Genomic DNA, 25,167 nt, shown 5'->3' with positions numbered 1-25,167 from the left:
CTCGGCTCTTTTCATGACACAGCAAACGACGAGTTTTATTTTCTAATCCAACTGCAACGCCCAAGAGTGATTCTTGAAATCGAGGGTAACGTTTGGAAGAGGCATTTGCTTCAGCGCCTTCCGTGCGAACCGTGCTTGTCGGTTTAGCGTCTCATCGTTGACGAACTCGTCCTTCCACACATCCCTCTTCAGCGTATCCAAGTGGACGTAAATTCCAGGGCGTATTGAAAGACGCTGAATTAGCCTGAACTTGAGCGAACCGTCAATTTTGAACGGTCCTTGTTCACCGTAGTAAAGAGTCATTGTTGAGAAGTCCACGATCAACTTGCCGGACGGCACTTCGGCGATGCCAGGCTTCGATGACCTAGCGAATATTAGCGCCGAAACCTGCTGCTTGATGTAAACCGTTTCCTGTACGGGATGCTCGCCCAGTTCTTTTAACTCATCGATGGCTTCAGGTCCCAGCAATTCGATTAACTCACTCTGTGACCAAAAGTCATGAACGCCTCCCTTGGTGCCGAAATCTCTACAAAACTCCACGGCATCGCCGTTTTCGAGAATGGTGGCATCGTCCCTAGCGACTCCGTTCACCAACGCAGTCAGGTCGAGAGACAGGTTGAACACATCACGTAATCCTTTGCGCACATTGGCAATGGTCTTCCCAGCGAGGGGATAATAGCCTTCGTTTGCACCGCTGATAACACGAACCCGGTTTGGAGATTGGTCGATTGCCGAACAATCGATTCGTTGGCTGGAAACAAGACCAGAAAATATGGTTTTCGCTTTCGTCATTGCTGACTCCTGTTGAATTTGTGTGTCTGAGAACCTCAATCTTCGAGTGAACTACTGAAGCGTAGTGATTTTACGAACAATCTACGGAATGTTAAACGAACGCAGCGACTTTTGAGCAAAGCGTTGCACCCAAGGATATGAAGTTCCCCAACCGATATGGCGCACTGCTCCCGTGGATCAAGCGGCAAATTGCATTGCTGGTTGGACAAACTTCGTCAGTTCGTCGGGTGAAAAGAGGTAAATCGGTTGCCTGAAGACGAGAGTTGGTCGGATTGTCTCGTTGTCTGGCGTAACAACGAGGGACGAACACCAATCGATAAAAGTCTGTTCCCATAAAGGATGTTCTCTCTCTTCCTCAGAAACGGGTGAGGAAGCGGAAACGGGAGAATCAATGGAAGATGACAGCTGTTCCATCAACTCAGACGAGAGTTTCCACTTGGCGGACCGCCCTGGAACATATTCGCCATCCTCTTTCTTCCAACCCACGCAGTACGAATGATCTTCCCATTCGATCAGTCCCAACGAAGACAATCGATCACGTATGAGCTTGAACCGTTTGTGGTCCCAAGCACGATCAATGTGGCTCTCTTCACAGAGACTTCGCCACATCCCTTCCCAGCGGGCAGTTGGCATCGATCCGTCTGAGTTCATGTTGGCAGTAAAGAACTCACCAAGCATCAAGACGATGGCCATGTCCAAAACCGTTACCTTGGCTCGGCTTCTTGTGGTCAAATCTTCACCAGACAACAGTGCTTGTGCGACGGCGTGATACTTGCCGCCTTCGTCCAGTCCTGCGAGATGTTCGGTTGTGAAGTGGTGACCACTTACGGAGCCAGCGGAAGCACATGACACTTTGTTGGGTTTCGCAAACTTCTTTGGCGTTTGGACAGCAGGAAGATTTCGCAATTCGCTGGCGGTCATGACCGTGGTACTGCGAAGCTCACTAAAACGATCCAGTAGGCCACGAGGCGCCTTGGCCAGAACGCCAGATTTGTAAGCCTTTAGCTCGTACTGATCCGTTCCCCAGGACAACTCAGGCGGTAACCCTTTTACCTCGACCAGTTCCACGTCGAAATCTGTGGCAACGTCATTCAACCAAATCTGAATCTGTTCCTTTAGGATCGGCTTGATGCCCTGAGCCGACATCTCTTCTTTGTCGAGAAGGAAGTAGCCATGACCGCCGTTTCCGTTGGTGGAAGGCTCAAAGTAAAGGTTGGGAAAATGTGCTTCCCGCAAGTGTTCGAGATACGACAATGCACCATCGAGCGAGCCGTAGTTGTGGCAATCGACATCGATCATCACGAGCGTGTACGGTTTGTACGACTCACTGGAACCTGCGAAGTAATAAGTCTCTTCACCTGAGCAGTGCGATGCGATGACATCGCTGGTCCACTTGCTTTTTAGCCAAGAGCCGCTTCCCCATCGCAGCCGTTCAAAATGGGTCTTTATCTCGTTATTCGTGTTGAGATGAATTGGGTGGGTGTGCCCTCGCTTTTTGGAAAACACTTTCTGACCCACGTCGATTTCAGAAACGACCGACTTGAGCCAAGCCAGCGGTGTCTTTTTGGAGACCGGGTATTCGGGATCACGCCGTTCGAGCTTTTTCCTGACTGGTTGCTCTCTGTCGATCCCAGCCTCACGAAGGCGCAACCGTTCCTGCACTCCTTCGTACACACCGAGGAAGGCTTGGCTGTTCATCCATGCTGTCAGTTTTCTTCCGTTCATAGGGCTACAAGACGTGCTTCGTTGGACTTTGTGTTGATCGCCATTCAACTGACGAACCAAAATACCCGGCGAGCTGCGTGACTTCCTCAGCGCTCCAAGCACGCTGGTTAGAAATCCATGCTTGCGGCTCCGGCAAATAACCGTTCTGCAAAGCGTAGATGATGCGATGTCGCAGCACGCCCGTCATCCGTGAAACCTGACCAAGTCCATAAAGTTGATTCATAACGACACTCCTCCTTTTCGTGTATGTATGTATGAGAGTGTCGTTCTCCTCATTATTCGGAAAAGAATTCTGGAATTTTTTTACGATGTGTGCTATTAGGCGCAAGCAGGTCAGGCTTGCCTCACTATTAACCGCCTGCTTCGCAGTTCATGGGCAGTTAAGTGTTTTGCCTGTAGGAAGTTGCGTGGAACCTGCCGGAAGTTGCTTCGTCGATTGATAACCGTGAGTTATCCGTTAACAACGGAAGTGGGTCGTGCCAGACCACTAAGACGTTCACAGGAAGCGGCTATTAACCAACGAAGAGATTGCTTGTGAAGTGATTCTCCAGCTTGCCTTCTCGGCAGCGCACTAAAGCTTTCAGTTTTTCGTAGATAAACAGACTGTGAGGTTTTGGTTAAATTTTCAAGCGTCCCCTGCCAACCGTCTTCCCCGTTGCGTTTGATAGCGGGATCATCAGAGCGAGCAAATTTGTCTCGGAGGATGAGCAATCACACAACGGGATTTTGGAAGATGAGCTTCGAGATCGAGGTAGGTGGAGTCGTGTACCGCCGAGACGAATTACAGTGGGTTAACGAAAGCACAAGTATGGCGGTGCCTACTGTCATGGAACACAAACTTAATCGAGCGTACCTTGACCGGCACGCCGAGTCTGATTTTCAGAGATGGGGTCGAGAAAACTTGTCGGGGTTTCTGGGGTTTGTTGATTCGATGGGCGGTAGCAAGGCAGACCTAGTCCGACTTGGCCTCGGCTTTCTCGTGGAAACGGAGCAAAGGGATGACCCATTCGAAAGCCCTTTGCATCTAATGGGCTACATTGTCGGGAAGAATGGGGCGCCGAGAGCAGAGAGGCGGCGAATCCTTACGGATGCGTTTCAGGGCGCACTTCCGAATGCGGGGTCAGCCGAGTACATGGCGAGATGGGGAATGCCTGGCACGAAACAGCGATTTTACGCCATAGCTGGACACATCAGAAAACGGCGGGACGAGCAAGTGCGCCCGTCCTACGACTACTCGGTTGCGGACAAAGATTGGACCGAGGACTTGAACTGGTTTGCAGCGAAATTCAAGCCGTGAGGGATTGCACCAGATGAACTACTGCTCATTCACCGCTCAAGACTTGCGCTGCACTTTCTTTCCATCCCGGCCATTCAGTTGTAAGACCTTCCTCGAACAGCCAAGCGAGAAGTTCCTTACTTCGGTTGTAATTTACTCTTGCCGTATTCACGGTAAGCTCTCCGTTTGAAAGCATTCTCTTCAGCGTGCGCTTCCACTTTCCCCACTTTTGCTTATTTAGGTCGGCGCATTTGAGTTCCTTGCCCAATGCACGAACTGTTCGGCGAATTGCGGCAGGTATTGTGCGGTACGACCCAGCGTCCACTTCATTTCTTTTCTGCGCAAGCCATTTTTCCGCAGCTTCCGCAATGTTGCGTGGCTTCGCCGTTGGTACGGGATGAAGTGCCGAGTCGGATTTCTCCATGATGTCCTTGGCAGACCAAGACAGATGACCTTCTGGATGACGAAGGTCTGTGGCCCAAGAAATCGAATAGGGAAAGTGCGGAAGTGTGTCAGCTTTCTCTCCGGTTCGGATAGTCACACTTCGTGTGCCAATAAAACGATCCGGTAACATAAGCAGGTGCTTAGCTCCTCCATCTAAGAAGTTCAACTGGATAACAGCAACGCTCTTTGACCGGTACTTTTCCGGTTTGACCCAAATCGATTCGACAATTTCGGGCAGCAGCATTTTGACCTTAAGCCGAAGCCTTTCCGCTTCCTCTCGTTCATTGGGCTGTTCTAAAACCGCAAGCACGCCTTGAGCCTCTGCAATTGGATTCTGTCGGTGCATCGCCTGATTGAGTTTATCAATCTCCTGGTCGAGAGCTGAAAGCTTCTCTTCAACATCTTTGAGCGTCTGAGCCAGAGCCTTGACGTTTGAAAACTTGGGATCGGCAAGAGTCTCCTGCAACTGTTTGAGATGCGCTGCCAGACCTGCTCGCTCTCGTTCTTTAGCTTGAAGCGCCGAATTGTCATGATGAGGTCGAAGGTCATCTGGATTCAACTCAGAAAGGAACGACAAGACTGCTTTTTCGAACTTTTCATACTCAATCGATACCGGCCAAGCACCGGGTTGTTTCGACTTGTGTTTATAAGACACCATACGTCGTACTCGCCCGTCTTTGCTGTCCGGTGATGAGTACACGTGCATACTGCTTTGGTCCTGAGCGCAAAAGACAAGACCAGTGAAGAGATTGAGAAACTTGCTATTTGGCCCCTTCTGTTTCTTGCGAGTGCTTCTTGACGATTTCGATTGATACCACAAATCTTCATCGATAATTCGGGGATAGTAGTTTGGAATCGGTGGGCCAACCGGAACTCGATTGCCATCATCATCGATTTCCTTGGGTTGCAGTTCACCGAGCACCGACCGATCTGCGAGAACCGAGTTGATGAACGAACCGTTCCACGTGCCCGAAGTCCCCAGCGGTTTGTAGTGTTCATGCAATCCGGCAAGAATCCTGTGGTGACCATAGCCTTCGGCCGACTTCTGGAAAATGAAGGGGATTGCTTCCCACCCGTCTCGTTTGACGAAATCCCGCTTTGAGTCACTCCATCTCAGCCAAGAGGGACACCTTTTGTTAAATTTCTCTCCCTCTTCCGCACGTCGCCGCTTCTCAGTCCAAGCCTCTTTCAGCCGATTACTCTTTTTTTGGGATTCCAAGTACGCCAAGTAGAAGTGAATTAGCGGTATCATCATTCCGATGAGATCGTTGGCGGATTGCTTCGTGTAGTGCTGCTCGTAGGGTTGGAGTACGACAATGTCGATTCCGGCTTCGAGGATTTTTCCGAAGAGGTTGAGTGCTGGGTGGATGCCTTCACGGGATAATCGGTCGAGGTTTTCAACCAGCAGAATCGATCCCTTCTTCACGCTGCCAGATTGAACTTCATCGAGGAAACGCTTCAACGCCCCTTCATGCCGATTCTTCCCCCGAAAGGCACTGACCCCAGTGTCTTCGAGGGTGAGGTTGCCTTTGGTATGGTTATTCTTCTCGATCCATTTGTCGCCGAGCTCTCGTTGTCGCCGAAGCGAATCGCCTTGCTCTTGCTTTTTGCTTGAAAATCGAATGTAGGAGTAGACTATGGCCACCGATTACTCGCCTCGATTTCAACGTTTGAAACCCCAAGTTTACACCGATGAGTTCAAAGCCGCAATGCAAGGAAACGGCATTCTCTTCCTCGACGAACTTCCCGAGTTCAATCGCAAAACACTCGAGGTCATGCGGCAACCGCTCGAAGACGGCATCGTTACCATCTCCCGAGCACTACGCAGCACCACGTTCCCCGCTGACTTCATGCTGATCGCCGCGGCCAACCCATGCCCTTGCGGGTATCGCAGCGACCCTCGACGCAGTTGCAACTGCACCCCGCCCCAAATTGAACGTTACATGGGAAAGATTTCTGGCCCCTTACTCGATCGAATTGACATTCACATCGAAGTCCCCGCGGTTCCGTTTGAAGAACTTTCGGCGAAATCGGCGTCCAGCGAAAGCAGCGCGATGATGCGTGAAAACGTGGTTCGTGCGCGGGAAGCACAGGCGGAACGGTTCCGCGACAGCCCAGTTCGATACAATGCTCAGATGACCAGCCGCCAAGTGAGACAATACTGTGAACTCGAACCGGCCAGCGTTCAATTGCTGCGTGCCGGAGTCGAATCGCTCGGCCTTTCCGCCCGAGCACACGACAAGATCTTGCGGGTCGCTCGAACGATCGCTGACATCGCCGGCAGTGGGACGATTGGCGAAGAACATCTCGCCGAAGCGATCAGCTACCGAAACCTCGACGCCGATTTGTGGGTTTAACACACACCGATGAAACTTCTCTCACTCTGCTGCAACCACTGCGGTGCACCGATCGAGGTTCGCAAGTCGGCCAAATTTGTCACCTGCGGCTATTGCAACGCTCACCTCGCGATCCACCACACCGGCAGCAGCTACTCAACCGAACTGCTCGAGGAAATCAAACAGACCACCGACACGCTCGTCCGGGATGTCGCAAAACTCAAAGGCGTTTCCGAACTAGACCGACTCGACCGCGAGTGGGAACAAGAGCGACGCGAATACATGTCCACCAACAAGGACGGCACCCAACGCGTTCCTGATAAAGGGACAGCCATTGCCATGGGGGGATTCGTGACGGTCTTTGGAATTTTCTGGACCGTCGGTGCCGGAATCGCGTTCCCTCCGATGGCGTTGTTCGGAATCATCTTTATTTGCATGTCGGTATGGGGAATCATCCATACCTGCGCGAAGGCAGACCAATACAACAGTGCGAAACGGCGGTATCACGAACGACGTCGCCAACTGATCCGCGACCATGAGTAATGGCATGAGCGCCCCCATTGGCATCGTAACTTTTTGGCAGAGCAAAATTGGATACGAATCGATGATTCGCCACCGTTCCAAGCCCTCTCGCCACAAAGCGAACACAGCGGCCGAGCCAACGCGAAGGAGACGGAGCCTCCCCGGCGAGCAGGAACTCGACACCAACCAGAATGCGATCGCAACCTTCGACGCGAAAAGGACTTAAGGAAACACCAACCCGCAATCGACGATGCGATTCGAACGTTGGCCCGATTCTTGCGTATCAATCCGTTGACCTACTAACGTCTGCCGAAATGGCGTTAGAATGGTCCGTGGACCGCGACCGGATTCCTCCGGCACACCTTTCACCCAACACTCATTAGTTTCACCGATGATCTATTTCCTGTTTGTGCTTCCCCCGTTTCTGTTGGGCCTTTACGCCCAGTGGAAAGTCAAGTCGTCGTTTGCGGCAATGAGCGAAGTGCCAGCATCGATGACGGGCGCCACCGCTGCCCGCCGAATGCTCGACGCAGCAGGTTTGCAATCCATTGGCATTGAACAAGTCCCCGGTCAGCTTTCTGACCACTACGACCCACGCGCGAAAGTACTGCGTTTAAGCCCGAATGTTTACGGCGGACGATCCATGGCCGCGCTCGGAGTCGCCTGTCACGAAGCCGGCCACGCTTTCCAAGACGCCGAAAGATACGCGCCGTTGGTCGTTCGCAATCTCGCCGTCCCGGCAGCAAACTTTGGTAGCGGGATCGGGGCGACGCTGCTGTTCGTCGGCGCGATCATGGCTTTCAAACCGCTAATGTGGATTGGCGTGATCCTGTTCTCAGCGGTTGTCTTCTTCCAAGTTGTCAACCTGCCGGTCGAGTTCGACGCGTCGAATCGCGCACGAGCTCACTTGGTCGAGTACGGACTGATCTCTGCCCAAGAAGAGAAGTATGTCGCGAAGGTACTCAACGCCGCCGCACTCACCTACGTCGCGGCGACGCTGCAGTCGATCATGACGCTCGCGTACTACCTCTTCATCCTGATGGGCCGACGTGACTGAGAAACAACCGGTCACACCACTTCGCCCCGACTACTTTGCCGCACTCGATCCGCCGGAGTCTTTTGAGACAACGGCGGATGGCCCCGCTGGTAGCCTCCCTTTGAGCGACGAAATCCTTCGCCAATGGAGCAGCGGAGACATCTTCGGGCTGACCCAGAGCGTCGGCATGGGGTTCGATCCGAGACGAGTGCTCGGCGACCAGTATCTCATCCTCAGCACCCAAGGTGGCGTTCGCAATCCAGACGGAACGCCAGCCGCGCTCGGATATCACACCGGACACTGGGAAGTCGGCTTGCTCGTGCGTGCCGCCGCCGAACAGATCGAAACAAACGGCGGTGTCCCCTTCGCGGCGTTCGTCAGCGATCCGTGTGACGGACGGACGCAGGGCACCAACGGCATGTTTGATTCGTTGCCGTATCGAAACGACGCGGCCATCGTGATGCGAAGGCTGATCCGGTCACTACCGCAACGAAAAGGCGTGATCGGGGTTGCCACGTGCGACAAAGGCTTGCCCGCGATGATGATGGCCCTCGCCGGGACAGGGCATCTCGCGAATGTTTTGGTCCCCGGTGGAGTCACGCTGCCTCCAACGGTCGGCGAAGACACAGGCAAAGTTCAAACGATCGGCGCTCGCTACTCGCGAGGCGAACTATCGCTCGAGGACGCTTCCGCGGCAGGTTGCCGGGCCTGCGGAACACCGGGTGGCGGTTGCCAATTTCTCGGCACCGCCGCTACCAGCCAGGTGATCGCCGAAGCACTCGGGATGACGGTCCCCCACGCGGCGCTCGCGCCGAGTGGTCAACCAATCTGGACCCGCCTGGCACGTGACTCGGCTGCCGCAGCGGCCGCGATGCATGCCAACGGCATGGCAATGAGCGACGTTTTGACCGAAGCCGCATTCGAAAACGTGATGCGAATACATGCGGCCGTCGGAGGCAGCACCAACCTGCTATTGCACATCCCGGCAATTGCGGCGGCCGCTGGCGTTCGGCGTCCAACCGTCGACGATTTCTCACGGGTGAATCAACGAGTCCCGCGTTTCGTTGACTGCCTACCCAACGGCCCCGTTGGCCACCCGACGGTACGATTGTTTCTCGCCGGAGGTGTCCCCGAGGTCGCCTTGCATCTTCACCGCGCGGGATTGTGGAACGCCGATGAGAAAACGGTTTCCGGTTTAACATGGGGTGACATTCTCGACGCCTGGGAACGTTCTCCCCGGCGAGAGGTTTGCCGCGAACGATTACAACTCGCCGACGGCGTCGACCCCGACGACGTCATCATGTCTCCCGACAAAGCCAAAACAGCGGGACTCACCAGCACCGTGTGTTTCCCAAAAGGGAATCTCTGTCCCCAAGGTTCGGTCATCAAAGCGACATCGATCGATCCTTCGGTAGTCGATAACGACGGCGTGTATCGCAAACGAGGGCCTGCCCGCGTGTTCACGAGCGAACGCCGGGCAATCGAAGCCGTCAAAGGCCAAACCGATTCGCCGATACAGCCAGGCGACGTGATCGTGTTGATCGGACGCGGGCCTCTCGGTTGCGGGATGGAGGAAACGTACCAAATCACCTCCGCACTCAAATACCTATCCTTCGGCAAAGAAGTTGCGTTGATCACCGATGCCAGGTTCTCCGGCGTCAGCACCGGTGCCTGCATCGGTCATGTCGGCCCGGAAGCACTCGCGGGCGGACCAATCGGGCGAATTCGTAACGGCGACATCATCGAAATTGAAATCGATCGGCATTCTCTGCAGGGGCACGTCAATATCGTCGAGACTGTCGACGGGGATACACCCGCCAAGGCACTCGCGACACGGCCGATGCATCCCGACCTGCAGGTGGACCCCGCGATCCCGGACGACACTCGTTTGTGGGCGGCACTCCAACAAGTTGGCGGCGGCACATGGGGTGGATGCGTGTACGATGTGGATCGGATCGTCGCCACCCTTGAGGCCGGCCAGAGGGCTCTCGCAAACATCGAAAACAAAGGGGACAACAATGAATGACTCGGTAACCTACTCACCCACAGCGATCGAGCGAATCGGCGAAACCGGAATCGAGATCACCTGGAGCGATGGCGAAAAAACCCGTTGGACCGCGCAACAACTTCGCGACGCCTGCCCCTGCGCGACCTGCCGAGAAAAGCATGGCAAGATCCACGACGTCGATGAGGACACCGGTGCGACACAACCAAAACCGATCGGATTACCTGTATTGAGCGCCGCCGAAGCACAGCCGACGCGAATCGAAGGCATGCAACCGGTCGGCACCTACGGATACAACATCGCGTTCAGCGACGGACACAATTCCGGCATCTTCACATTCCCCCGCCTGCGACGCGAAGATAGCTGAGGCCATTGCAGGACGGTTCTGTTTCCAAACAGACCGCTACTTTCCGATACAAAACCGGCTAAACACTCGGTCGAGCAGATCATCGGTGTAGACCTCACCGGTGACGTCACCAATCAATCCCGCCGCCTCGCGAATTTCCGTTGCCACAATTTCGTGACCGGCTTGCAACTGCGTCGCCTCCATAGCTCGTTCGATCGCCTCGATCGCGCCGACCAATGAACCGCGGCAACGGGCGGCGGTACCCATGACGCTTCCGATTTCGGTTGCATCGATCCGTTCCGCCATCTCGACGATTCCACTGCGGAGGTCACCGATACCGCTGCCGTCGAGTGCACTGAGCATCATTACTTTGGAAACCGAATCGCTCAGATCATCGGCCCATCGAGGCGGCTCGGATACCAAATCGCCTTTGGTCAATACTCCCCAATTCTCCACCACCTTTTTATGCGGCTGCCTCTGCGTCGACAATAAACGCAGATACTCAAGCGCATCGTCTGGTTCTTCCTCGGTCGCGTCCACGCACCACAAACAAAGATCGGCACGCGAGACTGCTTCCATGGCTTGCTCCTGTGCCTTCGCCAGGACCTCGGCATCGGGATCATTCGACGGACGCGATTCGATTCCAGCCGTGTCCGTCACGCGAATCGGATAGCCTCCCAACTCAAACGAAACCGAGATGCTATCGCGAGTCGTCCCAGCCTGCTCCGTGACAATGGCAGACTCCGTCTGCGTCAACGCATTGAGCAAACAACTCTTTCCCGCATTGGGCAACCCCCTTAAAACGACTTCGAAGGCTGACGAAGATGCGGACCGCTCGCGCAGTTGCCCACTCGCCTGCCGAAGAAGACTTCGGAGCGATCCGAGCCGATCGACAAGATCACCGTCTTCGATGAATTCGATATCCTCATCGACAAAATCCAAACCAGCTTCCACATCAGCAAGCAGGTTCAACAGTTCGCCACGAGCGGTCTGCAATGGTCGCGACAAATTACCAGCGAGTTGCTCGAGGGCGTGATCGAGCGTACTCGGATCTTCCGCGTCGATGACTCCCAACACAGCTTCGGCCTGCGGCAGATCCAATCTTCCCGCCAGAAAAGACCGCATTGTGAATTCGCCGGCCCGGGCCGCTCGACCTCCGGCCGCGATCAATCGATCGACCACCGCATCGAGAATCGGCAACGAACCGATCAGATGCAATTCCGCCGAGGGCTGTCCGGTGTAGCTACGCGTCGTCGGCCACAGCATCACATCAACATCGATCGCGCCGAACGGATCACCCAACTGAACACAGGCACGATAGCGACGTGCCCTTCTGTCCGTGGTTCCCTCCGACAGCAGCTCGACCCGACGTAAGATCTCGACCACACGATCGCCCGACATTCGCACAATGCCGCGGGTGGCGGGAACGAGCGGCGATGCCACCGCAATGATCGTGTCGTCGACTGAAAAACCGTTAATGCTGCTGACCTCGAGGACGAATGAACGCGCTCCCCACGTCGGGAGAAATACTCGGAGAAACGCGTATCATTGACGCCCGCTCACTCGATTGCAACGCGAAATGGACGCTGCGAGGACACGCCAAGTCGCTGGATCACTCTGTCGCCAGGCGAAACGGTCTTCGTCAATTTTTCGGGGCGACCAACGATTCCAAGAACGTGATCAGAGCTTGGCGATCTTCGTACGACAGCGAAAGAAATCGGTCGCGGGTGCCAGCGGCCTCACCGTCGTGCATCGCGATCGCTTCGAGCAAAGTTTCCGCTCGCCCGTCATGCATGTATGGCGCCGAATCACGGACTCCCCAAAGAGGAGGCGTTCGCCATTCTTGCACAAAATTCGTTGGTTCGATTTGCATTCTCTCGTAGTAATCCACGCGAGTGATCGGATCGCGATCAGCAATGCGCAGTTGTCTCTGCCTTTCAGCAGCAGGTTTGATCTCAGAATCGATCAGACGAAACGCAACCAACACTTGCGGTTGTTTGGGGGCGAAGAAAGAAAACGTTGCACGACCGTTTTGATTGGCCCCCGATTGTCCCGCCAACGGTGCGTTCGTAACGTTGCTGACCGATTGTTCGAAGGCATCCGGCAACGGTATGGCCGTGGCCGGACCGTAGTAGGCGACTGGTGGCCCCGCCATCGCCTGCGCTGGAAACGATGCTTCCACTTCATTCTCGACGAGTTTTCGGCGAACGACGTACGGTTCGGCGTGATTCAAATCGAGTGATTCATAGCCCATGTCGTGCAACAACAGGTCGCTGTAAATTCCTCGCGCTACACCCATGTCCTGTGCATGACACACCGCGCATCCGATTCGATTGAAAGCGACCTCACCTTTTTGAACGATTTTCCGTTTCGCCGGATCATGAGGCACCGATCGAACCGGTGCGGGCAATGCAGCCACAAACTGCGTGAGCGACTGGACTTGGGTGTCGGTGATATCGAACGTAGCGTTCATGTACGACTTGTTCGTCGGATCGCCGGTTTGTTGTTTGCGCCGCGTTTGCAAACCCATCTCATTCGCACACGCTTGGTCAGTGAACTCAAAGAGCGTCGCCACGTTGGCACGCCAGCCAAACTTTCCATAACGATTGTCACGTAGCGTGGATGGCCGACCGCTAATCTCCGGATGGTTCTTTTGGAGACGAACTTGATGATCGAGCAGTTCGTCGGGAACTTGATCGATCAAGCCGCTACCAAAGAGCGACGTCGTGTTGCGACCAAACATGCGTGCCTTGATTCGCACCAAATACCCGTTCACGTTCCGTTCGAAAACGATCGGCGTTTGAGAAGCAATCCGCACTTCGGATGCATCCATCGGGCCGCCTGCATCGGCAAACTCCGCCCCCGCCGCGTTGACCATCGCATCGTGGAATTCTCGCGCCAGCGGTGTTCCGCCTTGATGAGACAACGCGACCACATTGATGATGTTCCCTTCAGCTAACACAAACCCAGGATGAAAGTTCGAAACGATCTCCGCCAATCGCGTCCCTGTCAGCCCGTGGCCTTGGATCTCGATCGATTCGATACCAATCGATTTCGCGTTGAATTCGGCTTCACCACCGCCGCCCATACCACCCTGGCGATGACAGGTGGCACATGAGTTTGCGTTGAACAAAGGGCCCAAACCATCGCTGCCGAGCGATGGATTTTGGGAATCCCACTCTTGTTCGAAAAGCTGCGCTCCGACGACAACCGCATCCGGAGCGACCGCATACGCGTGGGCCTGAGACAGTACCAACAACAATCCACAAACGTATCTCAGTTTCATCGCTGAACCTTTCGAATCATCGTGATGGTGGGGCCAGGGGCCTCACCGTCACGAATAGGGTAAGGGTGATCCGCCGCCGATCGAAAAAACAAATGCCTAGCATGACTCGGACGGCTAATATCGACAGGTCGCCGTTGACCTCGAATCAACCACTTCGCCAAATCACGATTGGAAACACGAAGTATCGGCAACTCTTCGATTTCCGCATCCAAATCATCCCATCCGAGCCGATGCCGCCGAGCGACTTCGGAGACCGGAATTCGCTGCGCGCCTCCACGCCGTGAAAGCAAAGGAGGCGTTAACTCGAACGTGAATGCCGCTTGAGCATCCTGCTGTGACACCCAATCCGCAACCACATCTGGTTCTCCCGCTAGTTCACCGGGTACGGCAATCTGCATCGCGGAGCGACTCCAAATGATTTCCGTTAGGTCAACATAGAGTTTTCGTAAATCCGCCCCCGCGACGAACGGACCGATGGTCGATGCCCACGGCATTCTCGTCGCAGAATGCTGTTCGAGAACGACGAGTCGGTCGAGATCACTTTTTTCGGTGAGCCCAAACCGCATCTGCACGTCCTTCAGGTAGACGTTCTGCAATTGATCGGCAAGCGGCCCCAGCCGAACGACGATCTCTTCGGTTAGCGTCGGTGAATCTTTAAAAGGCTGTTCCGCTTCGTCCGAAGCAGTCGCTAACACTTCCAATTGGCGTTCGAGTTCCAGTCGCCAAATTCGAGTCACACGCTCGCGATTCCGATCGGCAATCTGTTCTACAAACTCTTTCGGATGATCGGGGAACTGCCGAATCCACATCCGTGTATCTTCCGCATCGCCTATCATCCGCGAAAGATCGTCGCCATCGGGCACGCCGACAGACAACTCCAACACGCGATACTGACCGTCGGTGATAACGACGAATGCTCGGCCCGGCTCCGACGATTTTTTTCCTCCCGTCAATACCGCGGGCAACCCCAACGGCCAGTGCTGAAAGTAGATTGGAGCCGACGGATGCAGAAATCCGCTCGGAAGATTGGCAATGGATTTCTCAGCAAATTGGGCACACCAACAATGTTGCGGTATCGCACGGTCACTCCGGCTACTGCCGCGCCGAGTCTGCCATTCGGAAGACACGTCGTTGGTGATTAACGCAACAACCAGCGCATGTTCACGATTTTCCGTCGGCACATCCGCCAGTGGTGGCAATTTGACGATCTCGCTGGCAAACGATCGCGTGCCTGCAACAATGCCCATGAAGAGAATCGCTGCCGCAATCAACAACGAGTTCAACCAAAAGAAGCGCCGCGCTCTCTCATCAGTCACAACGGCACAGTTGGCATTGTGGTCTTCCTGGCACAAACAGCACTGCCGTTCCCACCCATCAAAACACGCGACTGCCCGATATGTCATGTAGTCCGCCCCTCACTACAAGCTTACCTAGAAGCAGACAGAAAACTTGCCTGATCCGATCAACAGGCGGGTGTTCGTTTTCCCACACCGACCGTCGCTAATCCTAAACCACAGCTAGCATATTTTCTGTCCGGCACTAACCGAAAACACATCGAGAATCGATGTGAGGTTGGAACGCCGCGCCTCATGCACGAGTCCTTTTCCAACTGCTTGTATAACGCAAGTGATCGGCGTCGTCAAAGAAATAGCGAAGCGTATACCAAATACTTTCGACACGCTCCGGCCGGATCCTGTGCCCTAAAAAATAGATAGATTCCAGCGGCTACATATATGTGTCGCTAAAAACATAACTCGCGTGTGGTTTTACGTTCCAAAGACACCGAGACATTCCCAAACGTTCAGTGCACTGAACGATCAATACATTGAAAACCGATAGTGTCTTACGAGTTCGATCTATTGCCGACGAGACGCCGTAGCGAACGTTAGCGTCGTGCGGCTTGTTGAATTTGGCGAACCAAGTGCGCGTCGGGCTGGCGAAGCGTCAAGACTTGCTCACGCACATTGCCGTCCCGATCTCGCAGAATGACGATCATCTCGGAAGCCGTCGATCCCGTTGCGTTCGCTCCCGAAGCGACGTTACTGGCAAACTGGTTGCTCTCGGGGAGAGACTCAGTCACCGCAGCAGACGGATCAGACGATTGGTTCGGTTCGACTTGATCGGCAACCAATGCTTCGTTGGGATCCGCCTGATACAAACGTGAGAGCTGCACCCGGTCCAATTGCCAGTGGATCGAACCCGGACCGGTATAGATACCAACATCGGACTTATAGTCTGCCGCGTTGCAAACCCCGATCAACACACCTCGTTCGTCAAACAATCCGCCACCACTGCGACCGTCGATCGGAGCGCCAGAAATCTCGAGGTTGGAACCGCCAATGTTCTGGTTGTACTTATTGACGCCGGTGATTCGTGTGTCACGTCGCGAAGGGGGATCGCCACGATCGCAACCAAAGCTGAATGCCGTTTGCCCTACTTTCATCTTGTCATTCTCAGTCACAACCTTGACGGGTTGGACCGGAATTCCTGGGCGGATCGCCACGAGCCCGATGTCCCGATCGCCCGCGTCATAGTCGACGAGATGACCAGTCACCGTATGAGGTTCGCCACCGACAAACAAATCGACTTCAATTTTGTCTTTGCCTTCTCCATCACGGAACAAGTGGCCGCAGGTCAGCACCAACGCTTCCTCGCCGTGCACATCAATGATCGTTCCCGTTCCGGCACCGTAACCGCGACCGTCGTATACACGCAAACGAACCGTCGCCGCCTGAGCTCGTTCGACCGCATCGGCCAACGAGATACTGGGCATCGCTTCGACAACGACGTCGTCTTGGGGACGTCCCATCGCGTCACGATTCGATCCCATGCTCGGCGTCTTGGCCGACGTGAGTGACTCAAGCGACCGCCATTGATCCTCTCCTTGTTCGCGTCGAAATGAACGGTTCCCCGACGCGTTCATGCTGCCCGGGCGAGCGTTCAAAGGTGCCAACCGAGTTTGTGGCTCCTGTATGCGATTCGCGTCGGCGAAGCTCGGTGCGCGTCGCGACGGTGTTTCGATTTGACTATTGGTTGGGACGATCTTCCCGGACGGACTCGTCTGCAGTGCTTGACGCAATTGCGCGGCGGTCTGCGCTCCTACGAGACGTGTGACCTCACGCCCTTCTCGCAAGATGACATAGGTCGGTGTGCTGCGAATCCGATAACGCTGCACTAGCTGCGGTTCGGACCGAACATCGACTTGGCGAACCGGGACACCACGAGCAATCAATTCCGAAACGATCGGCTGCATCGCCCGGCATGGAGGGCAATTTGCCGAGCTGAACTCTAACAAGATCGCGTCAGCCGAAACCGCGCCGGAGGCTCCGATTGCCACCACGAACAGCAACAACGCGGACCATTTTGACGCAACGGTAGCGCGTGAAATTTTGGGGGTGAATCGCACGTGTTCGTCCCTCCTTGGACGTATTGAATAGGAGTCCCGCCGCCCGGTTTCGAGCCCGTCTCAACAACACAATCCTTGCATTGCTGTTGTGACAAAGTCGATTCATCGCAAAAGCATGATCCTTCACGGATGCGACAATACGCCGGGTGCAGCGAACGGGGATCGTCGGTGATCCGGACCGTTGATCACAACCCCAATGAGTCGGCGAGGAAGCGGAACTTTAATTATTTTGAGTTTCACGCTTAAGAAATCTCAAAATAACCAACTCAACTATCTCCAGTTCGGTCGCACCTCACCCGCACCGGCTTCCTCTGCGTTCCAGCGAGCCTCAGGAATGATGCGGCGAAAGTCCGCCGCTTTGCCTCGGATGGAGGCGCTCATCAACAGCAAACCGAGCCGCACCTCTTCACGCTTTCGCAGCGGAGCCTCGATCACGCCAGGAGCGAGTGACTCCGCACTGCCACGCAGAAACACCGTCACGTTATTGAGTCCATCGCCGAGGTTCGCCCCCGCATCACCACCGACCACGATGGTTCCCGCGACCGCCCCGGCCCCCGTGTCGTCACCCACATCGCCACGGACGAAAATACTGCCGCCACGCATCGCGGCCCCCACGCGCGGCCCCGCCGATCCGTACACCGCGAGCGTTCCACCGGTCATCGCCGCACCCAAACCACACCCGGCGTTCCCCGTAATCCGAACCACACCGCGTCGCATTCCTTCGCATGCACCGTCGCCAACATTCCCATCCAAATGCACGTCGACTCCGCCGAACCACGCAAACGCGTAGTCGCCGAGATCGCCCGCGGCGCGAACTCGGCTCGGATGTGACCAACGCATGCACGCCGCCCTCTGACCGCTGAGCCCGGACAACTCGATCAGAGGAAACTGTTCACCGACCGACGACGAGGAATCCGAATTCTCGTTAGGTTCCGGGACTTCGATGGCCCGGACTGCATCGCGTAACTCGTCCGCGTGCAACTCACTGAGGTCAAACGAATGGTCAGCCAACTCAACTTCGTTCATCGCATGGACTCCTGTTCTGCTGCGAGTGATCGAGCAATCTCGCGGACAATCAACTCCAATTTTTCTCCCGCTGCATTCGACACCGCGAGCACATCGTCATGCGCCGCAACGGCGGGCGCGTCGGGGATAGCCATGTTGGTCACGACTCCGATCGCCAGGGTTCGCAACCCGGAGCGGGATGCCAGGGCAACCTCCGGCACCGTGCTCATGCCGACGAGATCCGCCCCCCAATGTTTCATCATCCGGCACTCCGCTCGTGTTTCGTAGTTCGGCCCCGACACGGCAAGGTACGTTCCCGACTGCAAACGAAAGCCACCATCACGAGCCGCCCGCCCGGCTGCCTGAACGAACGCATCGTCACACGTCGAACGCCCACATCGGTGAGCATTGGCGAACCCTCGCTGCGACCAACTTTCATCCGGAACCTGCTTCCGCATCAGATGAAGATCGCTGCCAAACGCTCCCATTTGCCCATGCAACAGGCTCAAATGCTCGTCGATTAAGACCACATCACCCACGCGGTACCGGGGGTTCAATCCGCCTGCGGCACAACTGACGATGACTGCATCCGGTTTCATCGCCGCCATCAAAGCCATCGGGCGGGTGAGTTGGTCAATCGAATGCCCCTCATAAGCGTGCAGGCGTCCCGCCATCGCGATCACGCGGACCGAATGCATCCGCCCGACCAAGAATTCTCCACGATGTCCCGCCGCGGTCGATCCGGCCAACCCCGGAAGACTGTCATAGCGGATCACCGTGGGCGACTCGATCGACTCGGCTAATCCACCCAGCCCACTGCCCAACACCACCGCAATGAGGGGCGCGTCCGATTCAAAAAAACCGTCCTCGCCGACCTGCGATTCGCTCAGCCGAGCCTGAAACCGCCCGACCGCCCGATCGAGACCGAAATTCTGATCCTCGCCAATCCCCTGATACTCGCCATTCACAGCGCCACCACCACGATCAGACGGTGCCACCGCCGAGAAGAGAGAGGAATTTGCAAACGTGTCATGATCGCGTCGCGGTGGTTCAGAGAGACAAACGGGATCCATCCCAGACTAACGAGAAACAAGCATTCATTAAAGACACCCAAAGAGGCCATCCCGCCCATAAGAGCGTTTGTTTTGCGGAAACCAGAGGAAATTCCACGGAACAGACGCGACATATGGCCGCGATCCTTGGCTCATCACACTCTCTCGGCCCATGAATTGCTGACGAAGTCTCAACGTTTTACATGTTTTGGCCTTTCCGTTCACGCGGACCTTTGCGATATTTCCGGTTCGCGCGCACCCATCGGTGAATTGATTCTTAACTATCCACACCACGACGATCGAGGCGCTTTCGTCTCCGAATCCACCGGTTTTTTCCAGATGCACACGTTTGTCGCATCCCGGGGTTTCAGCGATCGAGCGTGCGGCAGCTTAGGTGAAGTAGCATGAAGTTGGAGACAGTCAGGAACATCGGTATCAGTGCCCACATTGACTCGGGCAAAACCACGTTGAGCGAACGGATTCTGTTTTACACAGGACGAATCCACAAAATCGAAGACGTTCGCGGCGGCGGTGATGGCGCGACAATGGACCATATGGAACTGGAGAAAGAACGTGGTATCACGATCACCAGTGCCGCAACGAGCGTTCAGTACGACGGCCACCACATCAACCTGATCGACACTCCCGGCCACGTTGACTTCACCGTCGAAGTGGAGCGTTCGTTGCGCGTCCTCGATGGTGCCGTCCTGGTTCTTTGCAGTGTTGGTGGCGTCCAAAGCCAATCGATCACCGTCGACCGCCAAATGAAGCGGTATCAAATTCCACGCCTCGCGTTCATCAACAAGATGGACCGCACCGGTGCGAACCCACGCCGCGTCGTCGAACAACTCCGCGAGAAACTCGGTGCGGACGCGTTCATGGCACAAATCCCGATCGGTGCCGAAGACAACTTCCGTGGTGTCGTCGACCTGATCGAAATGAAGGCCTACACCTTCGAAGGCGAACAAGGCGAGAAAGTCGTCGTCGCCGACGTGCCGGATGACCTCAAAGATGAAGCCGAAGATGCTCGCGTGAACATGCTCGATTCGCTGTCCAACTACAGCGACGAAGTCATGGAATTGCTGCTCAGCGAAGAAGAAGTCTCCAAAGACCTCATCTACAAGACCATGCGTCAAGCCGTGCTCAACGGTGCCACCCCGGTCTACATGGGCAGTGCGTTCAAGAACAAAGGTGTCCAACCTTTGCTCGACGCAATCACGCAGTACCTGCCGAGCCCTCTCGACCGAGACATCTACGGTCGCGACCCTTCGGACGAAAGCAAGAAGATCGAACTGACGCCAGACAAAGACAAACCATTTGTCGGCATGGCGTTCAAGATCGTCGAAGATCCGTTCGGCCAACTCACGTTCATGCGTATCTACCAAGGATCGATCAAGAAGGGCGACGCTTACGTCAACCAACGGTCCGGGAAGAAGGAACGATTCAGCCGTATCGTTCGGATGCACAGCGAAAAACGTGAAGAAATCGACGAAGCCTACGCGGGCGATATCGTCGCGGTCATGGGTATCGATTGTGCCTCCGGGGACACGTACTGCAGCGAGCGTGATTACGCGACACTCGAATCGATGTTCGTCCCTGAACCTGTGATCAAGATCGCTGTGACCCCGCTCAACCGCGGTGACGGCGACAAGATGAGCAAGGCTCTGCAGCGTTTCCGTAAAGAAGACCCAACGTTCAGCGTTTACACCGACGAGGAAACCAACGAAATCCTCATCTCGGGAATGGGTGAACTCCACCTGGAAATTTACATCGAACGTATCCGCCGCGAATACGGCGTCGAAATCGAAGTCGGTGCACCGAAGGTGTCGTACCGCGAAAGCCCCACCAAGGCCGTCGAATTCGACTACAAACACAAGAAGCAAACCGGTGGATCGGGTCAGTTCGCTCATATCAAGGGAACACTCACACCGATCGCTTCGGAAAGCGAAGACAGCTTCGAGTTCGAAGAGAAAATCGTCGGTGGTCGTATTCCAAAGCAGTACATTCCTGCTGTGGAAAAAGGCTTCCGAGACAGCCTCAGCAAAGGCCCAGTCGCCGAATACCCAGTGGTGGGAACCCGAATCGAATTGATCGACGGTAGCTACCACGAAGTTGACTCGAGCGAGAAGGCGTTCTACACCGCTGCTCAAGGTTGCTTCCGCGAGTACTTCAAACAGGCTTCGCCGAAACTCCTCGAGCCGATCATGAAGGTCGAGATCGAAACACCTGAGGACTTCCAAGGTACCGTCACCGGTGACGTGATCCGCCGCCGCGGTGTCATGCTCAGCAACGACACCAACGAAGGCATGACCGTCATCATCGCCGAAGTGCCGCTGGCAGAGACCTTCGGCTACGCAACCGACCTCCGCAGCATGACGCAGGGTCAGGGTACCTTCACAATGGAACTGGCTAAGTACAGCCAAACGCCAAGCAATATCCAAGAAGATATTATTGCCGAACGCAAGAAAGACGAACTCGCCGCCGCTCGCTAATCACGGGGCGTCGATATTCTGAAACAAGAAAGCCGGAGACAATCGTCTCCGGCTTTTTTTATGCCATCATCTCGCGCGAGCAAACATCGCCCACGCAAGTCGACAGACAGCACCTTCACAGTTCGTGGCGACCAGCCCCAAAACCGCCACCCAGCAAGCCCCACCAATGCCTCAACGCGCGACGCAAATACCCAGGGCGGGACTCGAACCCGCAAGGCCGTATCCGGCCGGGGGATTTTAAATCGTTAGCGTTTTTTATTCGAAACGCTTACGTTTAAACGACTTACGTTACCGCACTCACGTTGGCCGCACCGTATTTGCACTAAATATCGGCTACGGCGACGGCTAACGCAAGCGATTCTTAATTAGTCGGGGGCATTGCGATACATTTCGTTTAGCTTGTCAAAAAACGTGTCGTAGTCCATACTCGCTATGGGCTTGGCGTTGCTACCGATGACGATACCGCCACTCATCCTGACGGCGTGATGCTTTCCTTCAGGCTGAACGAACGACGACACAACGCCTTGGTTGGCGGCAACGGCTAACGTAATCGGTTCGGGGATCGGTTCAGTTGATTCCAGGCTAATCACACCATCACCACGAACGAACCGTAGATCGGGATGTGTGTTTCGATAATCGAGCAGTTCCGAGAGCGTGGCGACGGTTTTGTCTTCGGTGGCAGGTGGCAAGGTGGCAGAGTGGCAAGATTCGTCGTCGTCAGTAGGCTCGCCACTTTTGCCACTTGCCACGTGACACGACCCAGGATAAAAGCGACCGTCCCTCTCGTATATCCGATTCATTTCAATTAGATATTCGATCGCAATATTAAGGTCGTTTGCCGACACCTTGCCGTTTGGTCGGTATTTCGATTTCGTTAAACCCGGCTTATTCGTGATTCGATTCAATATGTCAATCGCCAACCGTGATTCGTCGTCGTCATCGCCAAAAATATAACGTGCTGACTGATCGCAGTACGACCAGATAGTGAGTGAGTGTGTGATATGCCTGGTATCTATCGTCGTCGATCCATCGACTACCGCTAGTATCAAGGCTATCCGTAACACCATCGCCTCGGCTCTCGTAGTGACCGACTCGTACAGACCGTTACGACTACGAGTCAAATGATCGTACTGCGATTGATAGATACGCTTAGCGTCTTCAGTCATCGTCACGCTGCCGATGCTTTCTGATTTAGCGATCGCATCCGCTAACCGTCCCTTCATCGCCTCGAAACCGTCAATTGATTCAAGCGGTGGTGCCAGCGGTAAACGTTTCGACCTTTCCGAAAACACCCAAAGGAAACGATTCGCAAAACCGTTAGACGATTCGTCGCCTTTGGCGTTAAAGAAATTGTTTAATTCTTTCGTGGTCACGTGAGCGATAATCGACACGTGAGGATCGGTAGCGACTAGCTTGCTACCTTTGGTTGTAATTCGCAACGTCTTGCCGTCCCAGGCATCACGTATCACTGGCGATAACGTGCAACCGTCACGTTTAATCACCTTTAGAATTGTCCCGAATTCCGTAGCTTCAACGATAACACGCTTATCGTCGGTACCATCGACGACGACAAACGTTCCGTCGTTTTTCGCTTTCGTTTCGATATCCCGTATAGCATCTATAAGACCCTCACCGCTACCGATACCGCTAAGCGTTGGCGGTTTGCCGACTACACTACTGAGCAATTGCTTTGCGACGTATAGCGACGTCCCTTTGCGTGCTCTCGACGACGCACCGACGATACACGAAAAAAGGTTAGCGTGATGGGGCTGACCACCGTACACGGTAGGCTTATCAAAATACGACCCGACTAACGTGATTAATGAAATAAGAATCGCCACCGGATCGGCTTCGGTATGCGGCTCCACGAGTTTGACGGCATCCCCTAGGATGCCGGAAAACATTAGCGGATCGGCTACGGGCTTCGAAGCCATATCGTCATCGTGTTCAATGACCACACCTAAATCGTCGTCGCTATCGTCATCGTCACGTTGACTTTCGACGTGTTCTCTCGCTTCATCGAGTTTCGTTTGTAGTGACTTATAGCCGGTGATGCTCCTCGGTGGCTGACACGTTTTGTTCCAAGCGTCGACGCCACGCAATATTTGCTCGTCAGTCGCATCACTGAACGCTTCGACGAGATAGCAAAATAAACGAAACGTTTTGATTCGTCTGCCCTGCCCTTTGATCCCAGGAGGTATCTTTCTGCAATAGCTAGCGATACGTGCTACCGTATCGTCTTCGATCGTGTAGCTATCGGTGGATACGTTTACCGGCTTCGTCTTCGTCTTCGTCGCACCACGCCTAGGTAGCTCGTCCTCGATCCACGCCGGTAGATCGGATATCGGTTCGTCTTCGTCTATGAACTCGTATACGTGACCGCTCTTGTGCCTCGACCCTGGTGCGACAACGTAACCACCATCGCAGCGGATATCGACACAACCGAAGAGGCTTTGGCAGTTCTTTACGTCTGCATAATCGTCACGATACCTAAAGTAAAGGTGTCGTCCTTTGCTTGTCGACACCGATAGCGTCTTAATAGGTTCGTGTTTTTTTCAAGTTCTGAAAACTTATTAACATCATCGACATCGACGACGATAATGTTTGATCGTTTGCCGGTGGTGATACCGATATTGTTTTTATTCTTGCCTTCGAAAAGGCTATTGATTCCAGGCATATCACTCACCGCATCTTTTAGACCGTTAGCGGTGTCGGGATGCTTGCCGACGTCCTTACAGTTAATATTGCCGCATCGGCAATATCCGGCATCGTTTACGCCGTGCAAGGGGAAAACCGCATAGCCTTTTTCGGAAAGTTTTTTTGCTTGTTCGATAATATTGTTATTGGTATGATACATATCTATAGTGCTCCACGCATAAGAGTAAAAGTAAAAAGTAAAAAGTAAAAAAAACGCCACCGACGACGAATCGGTGCGTTTTTTTATTTGCCTTACGACAAAAAGTCACTTAACAAATAGTCCTTGTCTACCAACACATCGACACCGAGTCGACCAAAGCACAATACGACATTCCCATATCGTCTTGCTCTCAGATTCGTGCTCAGCAACGCTGCTTCTTTCGGCGAATAATAGTACGCACCATCGCTTGGTACGGTATACGACGGTTCGCATTTGAGGCGGCATCCTTCGTAACTCACCTTTAGTTTATGTTTTATAGTAACGCCAAACGGTGTAGATGACTCCATCGTATATCCGTTATCTATATAATCAGCGACACGCATAGCTTCGTCACCGTTTAGTTTTATCTCGTCCGGTGAATATCCGAATGATGGCGGTAAATCGGTCAAGTTCTTATCACTCATCTCGCACCTCCGTCGATTCTCGAAAACGTCTCTAGCTTGCCGCCGCCTTTACCGTTGTCTCCAACGATCAGTAGGTATCGTTGGCCGATATAGTCGACGGGATCGACAGCGGTACCGGCTGTT

Annotated in this window: 18 protein-coding genes and 1 pseudogene; 6 read left to right on the top strand and 13 right to left on the bottom strand. The window is 54.5% G+C overall.

Annotated features, from left to right (window positions below):
- Positions 1-42: 42 nt before the first annotated feature.
- The 3 genes from RSSM_RS15230 to RSSM_RS31720 form a co-directional block, all read right to left on the bottom strand.
- Entirely contained in the window at positions 43-792 is a 750-nt protein-coding gene (locus tag RSSM_RS15230; RefSeq protein ID WP_008680386.1) for a helix-turn-helix domain-containing protein, read from the bottom strand.
- 177 nt (positions 793-969) lie between these two features.
- Complete coding sequence (locus tag RSSM_RS15225; RefSeq protein WP_008680384.1) at positions 970-2,517, bottom strand: hypothetical protein; 1,548 nt, start codon at positions 2,515-2,517, stop codon at positions 970-972.
- Between the two features lie 1,322 nt (positions 2,518-3,839).
- Positions 3,840-5,882 (bottom strand): recombinase family protein, encoded by a 2,043-nt coding sequence (locus tag RSSM_RS31720; RefSeq protein ID WP_008680379.1) that lies wholly within the window; start codon positions 5,880-5,882, stop codon positions 3,840-3,842.
- Here RSSM_RS31720 and RSSM_RS15205 point away from each other — a divergent pair.
- The 5 genes from RSSM_RS15205 (at position 5,875) to RSSM_RS15180 (ending at position 10,503) form a co-directional block, all read left to right on the top strand.
- Positions 5,875-6,594: an ATP-binding protein gene (locus RSSM_RS15205; protein ID WP_008680381.1), complete on the top strand. Its 720-nt coding sequence runs from the start codon at positions 5,875-5,877 to the stop codon at positions 6,592-6,594. The two genes, RSSM_RS31720 and RSSM_RS15205, sit on opposite strands and share 8 nt — an antisense overlap.
- A 9-nt stretch (positions 6,595-6,603) precedes the next feature.
- A complete protein-coding gene (locus tag RSSM_RS15200; RefSeq protein WP_008680377.1) occupies positions 6,604-7,116 on the top strand; it encodes a hypothetical protein in 513 nt (170 codons plus the stop codon).
- A 370-nt stretch (positions 7,117-7,486) separates the two neighbouring features.
- Positions 7,487-8,152 (top strand): zinc metallopeptidase, encoded by a 666-nt coding sequence (locus RSSM_RS15190; protein ID WP_008680374.1) that lies wholly within the window; start codon positions 7,487-7,489, stop codon positions 8,150-8,152.
- Positions 8,145-10,157 carry a YjhG/YagF family D-xylonate dehydratase gene (locus RSSM_RS15185; RefSeq protein WP_008680372.1) on the top strand — a complete coding sequence of 671 codons (2,013 nt, stop codon included), beginning with the start codon at positions 8,145-8,147 and terminating at the stop codon, positions 10,155-10,157. Before RSSM_RS15190 ends, RSSM_RS15185 begins: the two co-directional genes overlap by 8 nt.
- Complete coding sequence (locus RSSM_RS15180) at positions 10,150-10,503, top strand: DUF971 domain-containing protein (RefSeq protein ID WP_008680371.1); 354 nt, start codon at positions 10,150-10,152, stop codon at positions 10,501-10,503. Before RSSM_RS15185 ends, RSSM_RS15180 begins: the two co-directional genes overlap by 8 nt.
- Positions 10,504-10,539: 36 nt before the next feature.
- On the opposite strand, the gene RSSM_RS15175 is transcribed toward RSSM_RS15180, so the two are convergent.
- The 6 genes from RSSM_RS15175 to RSSM_RS15150 all read right to left on the bottom strand — a co-directional run bounded on the left by RSSM_RS15175 (position 10,540) and on the right by RSSM_RS15150 (position 19,252).
- The gene (locus tag RSSM_RS15175) at positions 10,540-11,925 is read right to left on the bottom strand and encodes a tRNA modification GTPase (RefSeq protein ID WP_008680369.1); all 1,386 of its coding nucleotides are present in this window, start codon (positions 11,923-11,925) and stop codon (positions 10,540-10,542) included.
- A gap of 199 nt (positions 11,926-12,124) precedes the next feature.
- Entirely contained in the window at positions 12,125-13,768 is a 1,644-nt protein-coding gene (locus RSSM_RS15170) for a di-heme oxidoredictase family protein (protein ID WP_008680368.1), read from the bottom strand.
- Positions 13,765-15,015 carry a hypothetical protein gene (locus tag RSSM_RS15165; protein ID WP_144059838.1) on the bottom strand — a complete coding sequence of 417 codons (1,251 nt, stop codon included), beginning with the start codon at positions 15,013-15,015 and terminating at the stop codon, positions 13,765-13,767. The genes RSSM_RS15170 and RSSM_RS15165 overlap by 4 nt, the downstream gene beginning before the upstream one ends.
- A 638-nt stretch (positions 15,016-15,653) precedes the next feature.
- Entirely contained in the window at positions 15,654-17,120 is a 1,467-nt protein-coding gene (locus tag RSSM_RS15160) for a trypsin-like peptidase domain-containing protein (protein WP_052336060.1), read from the bottom strand.
- A gap of 324 nt (positions 17,121-17,444) precedes the next feature.
- Positions 17,445-18,200: a dehydrogenase subunit C-like protein gene (locus tag RSSM_RS15155; protein ID WP_008680363.1), complete on the bottom strand. Its 756-nt coding sequence runs from the start codon at positions 18,198-18,200 to the stop codon at positions 17,445-17,447.
- Complete coding sequence (locus tag RSSM_RS15150) at positions 18,197-19,252, bottom strand: purine-nucleoside phosphorylase (RefSeq protein ID WP_008680361.1); 1,056 nt, start codon at positions 19,250-19,252, stop codon at positions 18,197-18,199. The genes RSSM_RS15155 and RSSM_RS15150 overlap by 4 nt, the downstream gene beginning before the upstream one ends.
- A gap of 383 nt (positions 19,253-19,635) precedes the next feature.
- Between RSSM_RS15150 and fusA the strand changes: the two genes are divergently transcribed.
- Positions 19,636-21,723 carry an elongation factor G gene (fusA, locus tag RSSM_RS15140; RefSeq protein ID WP_044302638.1) on the top strand — a complete coding sequence of 696 codons (2,088 nt, stop codon included), beginning with the start codon at positions 19,636-19,638 and terminating at the stop codon, positions 21,721-21,723.
- 365 nt (positions 21,724-22,088) lie between these two features.
- On the opposite strand, the gene RSSM_RS15135 is transcribed toward fusA, so the two are convergent.
- From RSSM_RS15135 to RSSM_RS15125, 4 genes and pseudogenes are all read right to left on the bottom strand, one after another.
- Complete coding sequence (locus RSSM_RS15135) at positions 22,089-23,681, bottom strand: DUF3987 domain-containing protein (protein WP_052336058.1); 1,593 nt, start codon at positions 23,679-23,681, stop codon at positions 22,089-22,091.
- Between the two features lie 426 nt (positions 23,682-24,107).
- Positions 24,108-24,248 (bottom strand): annotated as a pseudogene (locus tag RSSM_RS35455) (bifunctional DNA primase/polymerase); the annotation flags it as partial.
- On the bottom strand, positions 24,188-24,580 hold the full coding sequence (locus tag RSSM_RS15130; RefSeq protein WP_008680356.1) for a bifunctional DNA primase/polymerase: 393 nt from the start codon (positions 24,578-24,580) through the stop codon (positions 24,188-24,190). The pseudogene RSSM_RS35455 and the gene RSSM_RS15130, both read right to left, overlap by 61 nt.
- Positions 24,581-24,672: 92 nt before the next feature.
- Positions 24,673-25,044 carry a hypothetical protein gene (locus RSSM_RS15125; protein WP_044302636.1) on the bottom strand — a complete coding sequence of 124 codons (372 nt, stop codon included), beginning with the start codon at positions 25,042-25,044 and terminating at the stop codon, positions 24,673-24,675.
- Positions 25,045-25,167: the final 123 nt, after the last annotated feature.

This window comes from Aporhodopirellula sallentina SM41 (assembly GCF_000346505.1).
Lineage (GTDB): Bacteria > Planctomycetota > Planctomycetia > Pirellulales > Pirellulaceae > Rhodopirellula > Rhodopirellula sallentina.
The sequence above is the reverse complement of the archived record's forward strand: the minus strand, read 5'-3'. Positions and strand labels throughout refer to the sequence as shown.

What these genes read in the sequence shown, in the direction of transcription:
- RSSM_RS15165 (WP_144059838.1), bottom strand. Translation starts at nt 15,015, where the DNA reads ATGGGCATTGTTGCAGGCACGCGATCGTTTGCCAGCGAGATCGTCAAA.
- RSSM_RS15170 (WP_008680368.1), bottom strand. Translation starts at nt 13,768, where the DNA reads ATGAAACTGAGATACGTTTGTGGATTGTTGTTGGTACTGTCTCAGGCC.
- RSSM_RS15125 (WP_044302636.1), bottom strand. Translation starts at nt 25,044, where the DNA reads ATGAGTGATAAGAACTTGACCGATTTACCGCCATCATTCGGATATTCA.
- RSSM_RS15190 (WP_008680374.1), top strand. Translation starts at nt 7,487, where the DNA reads ATGATCTATTTCCTGTTTGTGCTTCCCCCGTTTCTGTTGGGCCTTTAC.
- RSSM_RS15200 (WP_008680377.1), top strand. Translation starts at nt 6,604, where the DNA reads ATGAAACTTCTCTCACTCTGCTGCAACCACTGCGGTGCACCGATCGAG.
- RSSM_RS15205 (WP_008680381.1), top strand. Translation starts at nt 5,875, where the DNA reads ATGGCCACCGATTACTCGCCTCGATTTCAACGTTTGAAACCCCAAGTT.
- RSSM_RS15230 (WP_008680386.1), bottom strand. Translation starts at nt 792, where the DNA reads ATGACGAAAGCGAAAACCATATTTTCTGGTCTTGTTTCCAGCCAACGA.
- fusA (WP_044302638.1), top strand. Translation starts at nt 19,636, where the DNA reads ATGAAGTTGGAGACAGTCAGGAACATCGGTATCAGTGCCCACATTGAC.
- RSSM_RS15225 (WP_008680384.1), bottom strand. Translation starts at nt 2,517, where the DNA reads ATGAACGGAAGAAAACTGACAGCATGGATGAACAGCCAAGCCTTCCTC.
- RSSM_RS15150 (WP_008680361.1), bottom strand. Translation starts at nt 19,252, where the DNA reads ATGGATCCCGTTTGTCTCTCTGAACCACCGCGACGCGATCATGACACG.
- RSSM_RS15130 (WP_008680356.1), bottom strand. Translation starts at nt 24,580, where the DNA reads ATGTATCATACCAATAACAATATTATCGAACAAGCAAAAAAACTTTCC.
- RSSM_RS15180 (WP_008680371.1), top strand. Translation starts at nt 10,150, where the DNA reads ATGAATGACTCGGTAACCTACTCACCCACAGCGATCGAGCGAATCGGC.
- RSSM_RS15155 (WP_008680363.1), bottom strand. Translation starts at nt 18,200, where the DNA reads ATGAACGAAGTTGAGTTGGCTGACCATTCGTTTGACCTCAGTGAGTTG.